Raw genomic sequence first — 12556 nt, 5'->3', positions numbered from 1 at the left:
AAATTGTATACTAGACTTGGAGGATTCTATGACATCTATCATTTTCTTAGGGACACCCGATTTTGCGGTGCCGATTTTAGAAGCATTAAATACAACCTACGACGTGAAACTGGTGATCACCCAACCAGATCGCAAAGTCGGTCGCAAACAAGTGTTGCATCAAAGCCCAGTGAAACAAGCTGCGGTCCGGTTGAACTTACCGGTTTTACAACCAGAAAAACTTTCTGGTAGTCCCGAACTCGACGAAGCGATCGCCTTACAACCTGATTTATTGATCACCGCCGCTTATGGACAGTTTTTGCCGACGAAGTTCTTGAACGCCGCTAAAATTGCGGCGTTGAATGTTCACGGTTCCTTGTTGCCAAAATATCGTGGCGGCGCCCCGATTCAATATTCGGTGATCAATGGCGATGCTGAAACTGGTGTTACGATCATGGAAATGGTCAAAGCGATGGATGCTGGTGACATGTACGCGCAAAGTCGCTTGCCATTGACCCGCGATGACGATACTGGCACGGTGTTTGAGAAACTCAGCGTGATGGGTCGTGACTTGTTAATGGCGACGTTACCGGAAATCATTGCTGGAAATGAGACGAAAACCCCACAAGATCCCGATCTGGTGACGTTCTCGCCAACTTTGACCAAAGCGCAAGAACATTTAGATATCAATTTACCTGCCACACAACTTGATAACTGGGTCCGCGGTTTGCGGCCTGCAGTCGGTGGGTGGGTGATGCTCAATGGCGTGCGTACCAAGTTATGGGCGATCACGCCGTTAACTGAAACCACTGACTTGCCAGCAGGCACTGTGGTGTTGCGTGAAAAGAAACAACTGCATGTCGCAGCAGGGGATGGCACCGTGTTTGCCATCAACCAATTGCAACCTGCAGGCAAAGCGATCCAGCCGATCGCCGCTTACTTAAACGGCGCTGGCAAATCGATCACACAAGGAGATCAAATCATTGGTGAAGCCTAATCCCCGCGATCTTGCGGTCACTGTCTTAGAAAAAGTTGAAAAACAAGGGAGCTATTCCAATTTAACGTTGGATGCGACTTTAAGTAAATATTCCCTTGATCCTCGCGATGCCCATTTGTTGACCAACATCGTTTATGGGGTGATCCAACATCGTTTGACTTTGGATTTTTATTTGGCGCCTTTTGTCAAAAATCGCAAACTTGATGCTTGGGTGCGCGTGTTACTCCAAGGTGCCGTGTATCAAATGGTGTATTTAGACAAAGTCCCTGAACGTGCGATTTTTTATGACGCGACAGAAATTGCCAAACGCCGCGGAAAACTCGGAGTGGCGAAGTTTGTCACGGCAATTTTACGGAATATTCAACGCCAAGGGGTGCCCAGCCTTGACACCATCAAAGATCCCATTGAACGCTTAAGCATTGAAGCCTCAACGCCGCGGTGGTTGGTGGATCTGTTGATCAAGGAACAAGGGTTGGAAAAAACTGAAAGTATTTTAAGCGTCATCAATCAACCTGCCAGTGCCTCGATTCGCGTCAACACGCAAAAACATACCGTCGCAGAATTGCAAGCACAGTTGCAAGACCGTTTCCCAGAAATCGCGCCTTCAAAAGTTGCGCCTGCAGGCCTTGTGTCTCCAGGTGGCCATTTAGCTGGTGCGCCTGAATTTGAATATGGCATGTTCACCATGCAAGATGAATCGTCAATGTTAGTGGCGCCTTCGATGACCTTAAAGCCAAACTTTGAAGTGCTTGACGCTTGTGCCGCTCCTGGTGGGAAAACCACCCATATCGCAGAATACTTAGATGCTGAAGCAGGCGGCAAAGTCGTGGCGTTGGATCTGCATCCCCATAAAGTGAAGCTGATCGCTAAAAATGCTGCGCGGTTAGGCTTAGCCGATCGCGTTGACGCTTGGGCGATGGATGCCCGCGAAGCTCAAGATACCTTTGCACCAGCCAGCTTTGATCGCGTTTTAGTTGATTCGCCTTGTTCTGGTTTAGGGTTGATCCGCCGCAAACCGGAAATCAAATATGAGAAAAAGCCTGAAGACTTACAACACTTGCCTGAGATCCAAGGCGCGATTTTAAATAGCGTTGCCAGCTTGGTCAAAGTCGGTGGCCGCTTGACCTATAGTACTTGCACCATGGCTAAAGCCGAAAACCAAAATGTGGTCGCTGCTTTCTTAGCGGCACATCCTGATTATCATCAGATCCCAACCCCTGGGCTTGAACGTTTGACCCAAGCGCATAATGCCCCAGCTTTGCAATTGTTCCCAGATGATTATGGCACTGATGGCTTTTTCATTGCGACCTTAGAGCGAGTCGGAGAATAACATGGAATACGCATATCGCACAGACATCGGACGTAGGCGTCCGAACAATGAAGATTATGTCGGCGTGTTTGCCAATCAACAAGCCGTCACCTTAGCCATCGTCGCTGATGGCATGGGTGGCCATCTCGGTGGGGATGTAGCCAGTGAAATGGCAGTATCCCATATTGGCTATGCCTTTGAAAAAACTCGTGACACTGATATTGAAACCATCGTTCGGTGGTTGGTATTTGAGTTGCAACAAGAAAATAGTTTGATCCTCGAAAAGGCGCAAAAATACACCGACTTATCTGGTATGGGCACGACCTTAGTGGCGGTGATCATTTCAGGTTCTCGCTTTGTCGTGGCCAACATTGGCGATTCGCGCGGGTATTTATACCGTCACAATCACTTGGTGCAAATCACTGAAGATCACTCACTAGTCAATGAACTGGTGAAAAACGGGGAATTGACTGAAGAAGAAGCCAAGCGTTTTCCGCAACGTAATGTGATCACCAGGTCCCTTGGCGTTTCTGATGATGTCGATGCTGACGTGACGATTTATGATATGGAATATGATGACTACTTGTTGTTGTGTTCTGATGGGTTGACCAATCAAGTGCCAGATCAAGACCTGGCGAAGATCTTAGCGCAGTCGATTCCGTTAGGGGTCAAAGCGCAAATGATGATCGATCAAGCCAATGCTGCTGGCGGTCCTGATAATATCACCGCCTTGATCATCCACCAAGATTGGAGGGAAGCCCAATGATCGAGCCAGGCTATACTTTAAACGAGCGTTACCAATTGAAGCAAACCTTAGGCGAAGGCGGCATGGCCAATGTCTACTTAGCCCACGACTTGATCTTAGATCGCGATGTCGCGGTGAAAGTCTTGCGTTTGGATCTCCAAAATGATCCTGATGCCGCAAGACGTTTCCAACGTGAAGCCATGGCGACTAGTGAATTGGTCCATCCCAACATTGTGTCGATTTATGATGTTGGCGAAGCCCATGGCCAACAATACTTGGTGATGGAATATGTCCCAGGATCTGATTTAAAAAAATACATTGTTGAACATTTTCCGATCCCTTATCAACGTGTCATTGAGATCATGGGACAAATTTTGTCGGCAGTTGAAGTCGCGCATGATCATCACATTATTCACCGCGACTTGAAGCCGCAAAATATTTTGATCGATCGCGATGGCAATGCCAAAATTTCAGATTTTGGGATCGCTGTGGCGTTGTCAGACAACTCGATGACCCAAACCAACTCACTGTTAGGGTCGGTGCATTACTTATCTCCTGAACAAGCGCGCGGTGGCATGCCGACGCGTCAAAGTGACATTTATGCACTAGGGATCATTTTATTTGAAATGCTGACAGGCACAGTGCCTTTTGAAGGGGACTCGGCGGTATCCATCGCCTTGAAACACTTCCAAGAAGCGATGCCTTCAGTGCGGCAGTTTGACCCTCGGATCCCGCAAGCTTTGGAGAACGTGGTATTAAAAGCGACTGCCAAAGACCCGAATAATCGCTATTCTTCTGCAGATGCGATGAATTCCGATTTAAAAACGGCGTTATCACCAGCGCGTGCCCATGAAGAAAAGTTCGTGCCAAATGCTGAAGAAGATCTTGATGAAACCAAAGTCTTGCCAGTGATCGCTCAAAGCGCAGTGAAAAAGCCTGAGGCCAAGGCGGAAGCACCAGCTGAACCGGCGAAACCTGTCGCCAAGAAAAAGTCGAAGCTGAGTTGGTTGAAAACGCGGTGGCCGTTTATTGCTGCTGCGGTGGCTGTGGCGTTGATCGTCATTGGCGTGGTGGTTGCCTTATCTGGCGGCAATAACGATGTTTCTGTGCCAGATCTGCGCGGGATGTCGCAAACCCAAGCTGAATCTGCTTTGGAAAATGCCAATTTGAAACTAGGCAAAGTCTCCAAAGCACATTCATCAAAAGTTGATAAAAACCGGATCATTTCCAGTGATCCAACCCAAAGTGCTGAAGTCGCGACCAACAGTGAAGTTGATATTGTGTTATCCAGTGGTCCTAAGCGCTTTACACTTGATGATTATACCGGCGAAACTTACAACGATGTGGCCAAAGACCTGCGGAAAAAAGGGTTTACTGTGCATCAAGTGAAAGAATCCAGCAGTGCTGTTGCCAAAGGGGAGATCATCGACCAAGATGTTGACGCTGGCAAGAAAGTGGTGCCTTCTAACACCACGATTATTTTCACTGTGTCTAAAGGCAGTGCAACACCAGATAATTATTCTTCCTCACAAAAAAATCAACTTTCCGTGCCATCAGTTGCTGGGATGACGGAAGCTGATGCCAATGCGACATTACGGGCGAATGGATTTGGCGTTTCTTCGCAAACCGCTACATCTGATTCTGTGCCTGCAGGTAAAGTGATCAGCCAATCGCCTGGTTCTGGGACGCAACTCAACAAAGGGGCAACCGTCACGATCACCGTATCGAGTGGACCAAGCGAACCTGAAGTTGAAAGTAGTAGTGAATCGACGCCATCTAGCACCAGCAGCAGTAGCAGTCAACCAAACACTAATACCGATAGTGGCAGCGCGTCAGATCAAAGCAGTGCGTCAAGTAGTAGCAGTTCCACCACCGCAGAGTAGCGACAGGAGTGAATATGTCAGAAACCTTAGTGGGCCGTGTGATCAGACAGATCAGTGGCTTTTATGATATTCAAGTAGGCGATACCGTATACCGTACGCGTGGGCGTGGGAAAATGCGGCAACAAAAAATCACCCCATTAGTGGGTGATTTCGCGGAATTTACCCCAGGTGATACCCCAGAATCAGGCGGGTATTTATTAAGGTTGAAGTCGCGGCAAAACGCTTTGGTCCGACCGCCAGTTGCCAATATCGATCAAGCAATTTTAGTGGTGGCTGCGGCAGAACCAGATTTTTCTGAGAATTTGCTCGATCGCTTCTTGGTGTATCTTGAAGGCAAGGCGATCCACGCTGAGATCTATTTGACCAAAACTGATTTGGTGACCCCTGAACGTTTAGCAGAGATCCAAGCAACTCTTGCTGGATATGAAAAAATTGGTTATCGGGTGTTTGCGTCAAACCCACCTTTTGATCCGGCGTTGCTGGCAAATGTCAAAGCGACGTTTGCCGATCGCTTGACGATTTTTACTGGGCAAACTGGGGCTGGGAAATCGACGTTGATCAACCATTTGGTGCCAGGGCTAAGTTTAGCGACTGGTGAGATCTCTAAAGCGTTGAATCGTGGGAAACACACCACGCGCACCACTGAGTTGTTTGCGACTGATGGTGGATTAGTGGCAGACACGCCAGGATTTTCCTCATTAGGATTGCTGGATGTGACACTAGACGACTTGCGCGATCGTTTTCCAGAATTTGTGGCTTTAGCAGGAGACTGCAAGTTTCGCGGTTGCCAACACCTCAATGAACCCAAGTGTGCCGTGAAAGCTGCCCTTGAAGCTGGGAAAATTATGACGAGCCGTTATGATGATTATGTTCAATTTCACACCGAGCTAGCGGGCCAACGCCCAACATATCGGAAATAGGAGGAGCTTTTTTATGAAAATTGCGCCATCGATTTTAAGTGCTGATTTTGCGAATTTACAACGTGACGTCCAACTCGTCGAAAATGCTGGGGCAGACTTGTTGCATGTTGACATCATGGATGGTCATTTTGTCCCGAATTTATCGTTTGGACCAGGGATCGTGTCGGCGTTGCGGCCAGTGACGAACTTGCCTTTGGATGTGCATTTAATGGTGTCTGATCCTGAATTTTGGATCCCATTGTTTGCCCAAGCTGGTGCCGATACGTTGCTGGTGCATGTGGAAGCGACGCCGCACATTGCGCGCGCGATTCAATTGATGCATAACCACGGCGTCAAAGCTGGCGTGGTGTTAAATCCTGGGACGCCGTTGAGTGCGTTAGAAGAATTATTGCCGATGCTTGATCAAGTGTTGATCATGACGGTGAATCCTGGTTTTGGTGGTCAACAATTCTTGCCAGCAATGGCAGATAAAGTTTCTCGCTTAGCCAAAGCACGGGAAGCATTAGGTTTGCATTTTGCCATTGAAGTCGATGGTGGGATCAACGATCAAACTGGTGCCGTGGTGGCAAAAGCTGGTGCAGACATTGCAGTAGCTGGTTCTTATGTTTACAATGGCGATCCTGCTGCCCAATTAGCAAAATTGCAGGCCTTGCGATGAAACGGTTGAACTTGTTAGTCGGTGGGCCGAAAGCTTTGTATCCTGCCAATTGGCAACAAATGCCTGGTGAGTGGGTCGGCGTCGATCGCGGCGCATTACATTTGGTTCAAGCTGGGATCACACCATTATTTGTTGTCGGCGATTTTGATTCATTGACAATTGATGAACATCAACAAGTCGTCAAGGCTGTGGCTGAAGTGCATCAAAAGTCTGATCAAGATGAAACTGATACCGATATGGCGGTGCGTATCGCCTTTGTTGACCATCAAGCCACGGAAGTTTGTTTGGTTGGCGCGACTGGTGGTCGGCTCGATCATTTCCTATCGAATCTGTTTTTGCCGACGCAACCGCGGTTTGCAGCCTACACGAACCATATTTCGATGATCGATGCAGAAAATTTCATTCAGTTTTATCAACCAGGCGCCTATCAACTGTCGGCGATGGCAGGTTATCGGTATTTAGGGATCGTACCGTTGACGACAATTGCGCACCTTGAAATTCAAGGAGCGAAATATCCTTTAGCTGATTGGTCAAGTGAGACGCCGTTTTCTTGGGCATCCAATGAATTTCTGCCGGGACAGTCGGCGACAATCAGTTGGACGAAAGGGATTGTTGCGGTGATTCAAAGTCGCGATTTACGTGGGCAGCAACAAGATAATTAACCAAACGCGCCTTCACGAACTTCGTGTCGGCGCGTTTTTTTAGGAAAAATCTTTGACATTGGCGTATGAATTATTCACCAGACCAATTGAAACTGCAATGTCGCAACAAGCGCGAAAAATCACATATTATCGTAGTGTCACGATACAAAACATTTACAATTAAAACGCTTGCAATTTAATTGAACTCGGAGTAGAATTCAGGATGAATTCCGCGAAGATCAAAGTAGTTGAGACTCGAGCTTGGCTTGCAGTCTTTGACCTTCATTGGTACGCTCGCCTTGGCTGTTGGCGACAGCAGTCAAAGTCCTACTACCCAGAGTGCGCATGACGAAACCGCGATCCGAGCTACGGTAACACAGGGTAAGTGAGCAACATGTGGGAGTCCGCCCACAGGCTTGGGTAATCTTGGTAGCCATCCAAGTTCGCGCAGCTGGTGATTCTGCCTGTCTGATCCGGCGGGGAACGAAATCCTCGATATAATACCGCACCACCCTAAGGCGTGTTTCTTGCGCGCCAAAGGAACAAATGAGATAAGTAACGGACCACGGGCCAGTTTTGAAAATGCTGGGCCGTGGTTTTCGTGCGTGCAAAAAAAAATAGCGCTGACTGTTCCCAGTCACCACTTCTCCATGACTATTATACCATGGCTTGTCCAGTCAAAAACAGACTGGTTCTTTGCGTCGATCAGCGTACACTAGTAAGCCGAGGTGATGACATGGATGAATCCCAACACTTGAACGAACTGTACACGCAATTGACCACTGATGTCACGGAACTGACGCAAAAGCTCGCTGATCTGCAATTCGAAGGTCGCGCGGTGAAGCAACAATTAGCCGCAGAAGGCCATTTAGATCTGGGCTCCATGACCGAAACTTTAGACACCTTTGCTAGCATTGAAGCCAACAATCGCCAAATCGACACTTTGAACAGTCGCTATGACGCTGCTGTTGTTCGGTTGTCACATGCCAAACTATTGGTGCCGCAAGCTTATTTTGCCAAGTTGACCCTTGATTATGGTGATGGCCCAGAAGCTTTTTATTTGGGTAAAGTCGGGTATGCGGATACCGATACCAATGATTTAGTTTACGATTGGCGGGCACCAATGGCTGATGCTTATTATGCTAACCGTACTGGCGCAACGACATACACGGCAAATGGCCGTGATATTGCCGTGCAGGTGGTTGGGCGGACCCAATTAGTGATCGATCATGATCACTTGATCCATGCCATTGACAGCCAAACTGCAGTGGGCGATCCACTGTTGTTGGCAGTGCTTGCACAAGATCGCACTGGTGAACTGCAAGAAATCACAGCGACGATCCAACACGAGCAAAATGCGATCATTCGCGAATCAACGCATCCAGTGGTGATCGTGGCTGGCGTCGCCGGCTCTGGTAAAACTTCGGTGATGTTGCAACGCGTGGCGTATCAATTATTTCAACATCGTGGGGAATGGGCCGCAGATCAAATCTTGATCATCACCCCTAACGCGGCTTTTGGGCAATACATTAAAGGGGTGTTGCCAGCATTAGGTGAAGCAGAAGCGATGACAGTCACTTATCCGCGATTATTAAATCAATTGGCCTCACGCTTTGGCGTAGAAGCGATCGATCCTGAAGTTGAACAACTTGCGGCAATCGACGCGGTGTTAAATGAACGGGGATCGACTTTTATCGGCAATGTCGGACAACTTGCGTGGCAGCAAAGCGACGATACCCAATCGTTTCTGTCGCGGATGCAGCGCGTTTGGCGGTGGTTGAAGGCGATGGATCAAATTCCTGATGATTTGTCGCAGTGGCTGAACTTTGAAGCTTTTGCCCAAGCCTTTGCTTTGCCGCCCATGAGTCACTTCGATCAGTTGTATTTGTTACTCCGCATCACTGCCTATCAACAAAGTGAGCTGAAATCTGTCTTTATTGACGAAGCACAAGACTATCCAGATGCCATGTGGCGCGTGATCCGCAATATTTTTGCGAAAAGTGAATTGACGATCGTCGGTGATCCTAGTCAAAAACTATCCGGAGCACCAGTGACGATCGCTGATTATTTTCTTGATCGACGAACGGCTTTGATGCAATTGACGACCAGCTATCGCGCAACTGGCGCGATCACTGAAACCTTTGCACAATATGCCGGCGATCTTTGGGCGGGCAAAATTCAAGCGGTGCAAGCAACAGGCGAGACGCCGCAAACGATTGATGCATCGCAATTGACTGAAGCCTTGACGGGCTTTCACGCGACTGCTACGCAAAGTATCGCGATCATCACACCAGATGCTGAAAGTGCTGAGCAGCTTGCGCAACACATCGATGGCCAACTGTTGACGACTGATAGTCAAAAAACTGTCAGCGCAGGCCTGAATATCTTGCCGGTCGGGTTGGCCAAGGGGCTTGAATTTGATTTCGTGGTGGTTTGGGATTGGGAAAATGCGTATTATCAAGATCCTGAGTTCGGTGATCAGCGCCGGTATGTGGCGACGTCGCGAGGGACTAAACAATTGGTACTGGTGACAGGAGACAAACTTGATTGACTGTGGGTAAAGCGCTAGTCGGTGATTGGCTCAGTTTGCTGCTAAATTTACTGGACGTCGAGCTTTGGAAAACAACGCTGACACAGCTAGCTACATGCGTTTTTCAAAGATCTGGCAACGTCGTGGTTTATGAAGCAACGGCAACACGGCTGGCCTAAGTTCGCTTCTCGTCGAGCTTGTCAAAGCAACGCTGACACAGCTAGCTACGCACAAGGATTCGGACTAAACCCAAGTCCAAATCCTTGTGCTAGGCTATCCGGTCAGCTAAAACCGCTTTGACAAGTTCTGGGGACAAAAAAAGCTTCAGCCAATTGGCTGAAGCTTTTTTTACTCTCCGGATTAGACCCGGGTCACTTTACCTGATTTCAGTGCGCGAGCGGAAACCCAAACGCGCTTTGGCTTACCATCAACTAAAATGCGAACCTTTTGGAGATTTGCTTTCCAAGCGCGCCGGCTGGAGTTTAAAGCGTGAGAACGCTTGTTACCAAATACGGTGTGGCGCCCAGTGATTACGTCTTTTGCCAAAATGCTGACCTCCTTGCTTATTCGCCATCTGCGAATTTTTCACTAGACTAACTTATCATAATCTCGCGGTGTGTGCAAGATTTTTTGCAAAGGAAAATTACTTGACAGCACTTTTTTTGGATCAGTTTGCGAAAAAACGGCTTTGGTGACAAATGCCATGCCCTATGCTAAACTTATTGGGAAATACTACCCTGGGGTAGTTCATTGCGCATTTTAGGAGGTTATAACATGGCGGTCAAAATCAAGACCAAATATGGGACCATTGATATTTCCAACAACGTCATTGCGACAGTCGTTGGTGGCGCGGCAACAGATATTTACGGGATCGTCGGTATGGCGAGTCGTAATCAGATCCGCGATAATCTCAACGATATTTTAAATCGTGAAAATTATGCTCGCGGCGTGGTTGTGCGCCAACTTGATAACGGCGTGGCCGTTGAAGTGAACATTGTGGTCGGCTATGGCACCAAGATCTCAGAAGTGTGCCGCAATGTCCAAGACAAAGTCAAATACAATCTTGAATCGATGTTAGGCGTCACTGCCACAGCAGTGAACGTGATCGTGCAAGGTGTGCGGGTCCTCGGGGATTAATCCCCAACGGCTGGCAATTAATGATAGGCATAGTCCTTGTTTGGAGGATCAGTAGTGGAAGTATCTGAAATTAATGCGGCGAAATTCCAAGAAATGATTCGTGTAGCGGCACATCGCTTAGCGAAGAACGCGGAATTCGTCAACTCTTTGAATGTTTTCCCAGTTCCTGATGGTGACACCGGGACCAACATGAACTTAACATTTGCAACTGGCGCTAAAGCCGTTTTAGAAGCTGATGATCAACATGTCGGCCAACTCGCCAAGAAATTAGGCAAAGGCTTATTGATGGGTGCCCGCGGGAACTCTGGGGTCATTAGTTCCCAATTGTTCCGCGGTTTTGCCAAAAGCGTCGAAGCCAAAGAAACCTTGAATGCTCAAGATCTCGCCGATGCGTTTGCTGGCGGTGTTGAAACTGCTTATAAAGCGGTGATGAAACCAGTTGAAGGGACGATTTTAACCGTTGCTCGCGAAGGCGCAAAAGCTGGTTTGAAAGCTGCCCAATCAAGCAACGATACGGTCGTTGTGATGTCTGCAGTGGTTAAAGCTGCTAAGCGTGCCTTGGCCAAGACGCCAGACTTGTTGCCAGTGTTAAAAGAAGTCGGCGTTGTCGATTCTGGCGGCCAAGGCTTGTGCTTCATTTATGAAGGCTTCCGTGAAGGGTTAGCAGGCGAAGCTTCTGATGATGACTTTGTGCCTGACGAAGCAGAAATGAACGAAATGGTCAACGCCACGCATCATCAAGGTGCGCAAACCAAGTTGAACCCTGATGACATCGTTTATGGTTACTGTACTGAAATGATGGTGGAACTTGGCGTCGGCGACGGGCCTAAGAAACCATTTGACTATGAACCATTCCGGAACTATTTGAATGAACTTGGCGATTCCACTTTAGTTGTCGCTGATGACGAAGTGGTCAAAGTCCATGTCCATACCGAACATCCTGGGACCATTTTCAAATATGGCCAACAATTCGGGGCTTTGGCGAAAATCAAAGTCGATAACATGCGTTTACAACATGAATCGATCATTGAACGCGAAGATGCCATTGCTGCAGAACAAAAGCCACAACCATTAGCAGAATCTGGTGTGGTTGCCATCGCTGCTGGTGCCGGCCTTGGGGAATTATTCCAAAGCCTTGGCGTCAACTATGTCTTAAATGGTGGGCAAACGATGAACCCATCGACAAACGACATTTTAGAAGCGATCAAAGCGGCTCATGCTAAAAACGTGTTGGTATTGCCAAACAACTCCAACATTTTCATGGCGGCTCAAGAAGCGGCTAAAGCCTCTGATGTTGATGTCGCTATCGTCAAAACGAAGACGATCAACCAAGGTTTAACTGCGATGTTAGGGTACAACCCAGAAGCAAGCCTTGATGATAACCAAAACATGATGACTGGCGAACTCGCCAATGTTGTGTCTGGTTCCGTCACTCGCGCGATTCGCGATACTACCATCGATGGTTTAGCGATTCACACTGATGACTGGATGGGGATCATCGACGGTGCCATTAAGATCACCAATGTGGATCGGGTACAAGCCACAGTCGACATGATCAAAGCGATGCTCGATGAAGATTCTGAAATCATCACCTTGATCGTTGGGGCCGATGGCAGCACTGCTGAAGCCGAACAGATCCAAGCGGCAGTTGTTGCTGTGGATGAAGATCTTGAAGTGGAAATTCATCAAGGCGATCAACCGGTTTATCCATACTTGGTATCTGTCGAATAAAAACTTGCTGAGAGGCCAGACCGTCA

The 12556-nt window shown here is 48.1% G+C and carries 11 protein-coding genes; 10 read left to right on the top strand and 1 reads right to left on the bottom strand.

Going from position 1 to position 12556, the window contains the following annotated elements; all coding sequences use genetic code 11:
- The first annotated feature begins 28 nt into the window (after positions 1 to 28).
- The 8 genes from fmt to EKM92_RS00930 all read left to right on the top strand — a co-directional run bounded on the left by fmt (position 29) and on the right by EKM92_RS00930 (position 9683).
- A complete protein-coding gene (gene fmt / locus EKM92_RS00965; RefSeq protein ID WP_125706978.1) occupies positions 29 to 976 on the top strand; it encodes a methionyl-tRNA formyltransferase in 948 nt (315 codons plus the stop codon).
- The gene (rsmB, locus tag EKM92_RS00960) at positions 963 to 2306 is read left to right on the top strand and encodes a 16S rRNA (cytosine(967)-C(5))-methyltransferase RsmB (protein ID WP_125706976.1); all 1344 of its coding nucleotides are present in this window, start codon (positions 963 to 965) and stop codon (positions 2304 to 2306) included. Before fmt ends, rsmB begins: the two co-directional genes overlap by 14 nt.
- A 1-nt stretch (position 2307) precedes the next feature.
- Positions 2308 to 3051 (top strand): Stp1/IreP family PP2C-type Ser/Thr phosphatase, encoded by a 744-nt coding sequence (locus EKM92_RS00955; protein WP_125706974.1) that lies wholly within the window; start codon positions 2308 to 2310, stop codon positions 3049 to 3051.
- Entirely contained in the window at positions 3048 to 4913 is a 1866-nt protein-coding gene (gene pknB, locus EKM92_RS00950; RefSeq protein ID WP_125706971.1) for a Stk1 family PASTA domain-containing Ser/Thr kinase, read from the top strand. The genes EKM92_RS00955 and pknB overlap by 4 nt, the downstream gene beginning before the upstream one ends.
- A gap of 14 nt (positions 4914 to 4927) precedes the next feature.
- Entirely contained in the window at positions 4928 to 5833 is a 906-nt protein-coding gene (gene rsgA / locus EKM92_RS00945) for a ribosome small subunit-dependent GTPase A (protein ID WP_125706969.1), read from the top strand.
- A 13-nt stretch (positions 5834 to 5846) separates the two neighbouring features.
- Positions 5847 to 6491: a ribulose-phosphate 3-epimerase gene (gene rpe, locus EKM92_RS00940; RefSeq protein ID WP_125706967.1), complete on the top strand. Its 645-nt coding sequence runs from the start codon at positions 5847 to 5849 to the stop codon at positions 6489 to 6491.
- Positions 6488 to 7153 carry a thiamine diphosphokinase gene (locus tag EKM92_RS00935; protein WP_125706965.1) on the top strand — a complete coding sequence of 222 codons (666 nt, stop codon included), beginning with the start codon at positions 6488 to 6490 and terminating at the stop codon, positions 7151 to 7153. The genes rpe and EKM92_RS00935 overlap by 4 nt, the downstream gene beginning before the upstream one ends.
- Before the next feature lie 715 nt (positions 7154 to 7868).
- A complete protein-coding gene (locus tag EKM92_RS00930; RefSeq protein ID WP_164509854.1) occupies positions 7869 to 9683 on the top strand; it encodes a UvrD-helicase domain-containing protein in 1815 nt (604 codons plus the stop codon).
- A gap of 339 nt (positions 9684 to 10022) precedes the next feature.
- Here the strand turns inward: EKM92_RS00930 and rpmB are convergent, their stop codons facing one another.
- Positions 10023 to 10208 (bottom strand): 50S ribosomal protein L28, encoded by a 186-nt coding sequence (gene rpmB / locus EKM92_RS00925; RefSeq protein WP_054713751.1) that lies wholly within the window; start codon positions 10206 to 10208, stop codon positions 10023 to 10025.
- Positions 10209 to 10436: 228 nt separating this feature from the next.
- On the opposite strand from rpmB, the gene EKM92_RS00920 reads away from it, so the two are divergent.
- Complete coding sequence (locus tag EKM92_RS00920; protein WP_125706961.1) at positions 10437 to 10799, top strand: Asp23/Gls24 family envelope stress response protein; 363 nt, start codon at positions 10437 to 10439, stop codon at positions 10797 to 10799.
- Positions 10800 to 10853: 54 nt separating this feature from the next.
- Positions 10854 to 12530: a DAK2 domain-containing protein gene (locus tag EKM92_RS00915; protein ID WP_125706959.1), complete on the top strand. Its 1677-nt coding sequence runs from the start codon at positions 10854 to 10856 to the stop codon at positions 12528 to 12530.
- Positions 12531 to 12556 lie beyond the last annotated feature (26 nt).

The sequence above is a fragment of the Lacticaseibacillus porcinae genome, assembly GCF_003946305.1.
GTDB classification, from domain to species: domain Bacteria; phylum Bacillota; class Bacilli; order Lactobacillales; family Lactobacillaceae; genus Lacticaseibacillus; species Lacticaseibacillus porcinae.
This window is presented reverse-complemented; position numbering and strand designations above follow the sequence as displayed.

Bases quoted from the DNA above. Each gene is read 5' to 3' on its own strand.
- fmt (WP_125706978.1), top strand. From the start codon at position 29: ATGACATCTATCATTTTCTTAGGGACACCCGATTTTGCGGTGCCGATT.
- EKM92_RS00955 (WP_125706974.1), top strand. From the start codon at position 2,308: ATGGAATACGCATATCGCACAGACATCGGACGTAGGCGTCCGAACAAT.
- pknB (WP_125706971.1), top strand. From the start codon at position 3,048: ATGATCGAGCCAGGCTATACTTTAAACGAGCGTTACCAATTGAAGCAA.
- rsgA (WP_125706969.1), top strand. From the start codon at position 4,928: ATGTCAGAAACCTTAGTGGGCCGTGTGATCAGACAGATCAGTGGCTTT.
- rpe (WP_125706967.1), top strand. From the start codon at position 5,847: ATGAAAATTGCGCCATCGATTTTAAGTGCTGATTTTGCGAATTTACAA.
- EKM92_RS00935 (WP_125706965.1), top strand. From the start codon at position 6,488: ATGAAACGGTTGAACTTGTTAGTCGGTGGGCCGAAAGCTTTGTATCCT.
- EKM92_RS00930 (WP_164509854.1), top strand. From the start codon at position 7,869: ATGGATGAATCCCAACACTTGAACGAACTGTACACGCAATTGACCACT.
- EKM92_RS00920 (WP_125706961.1), top strand. From the start codon at position 10,437: ATGGCGGTCAAAATCAAGACCAAATATGGGACCATTGATATTTCCAAC.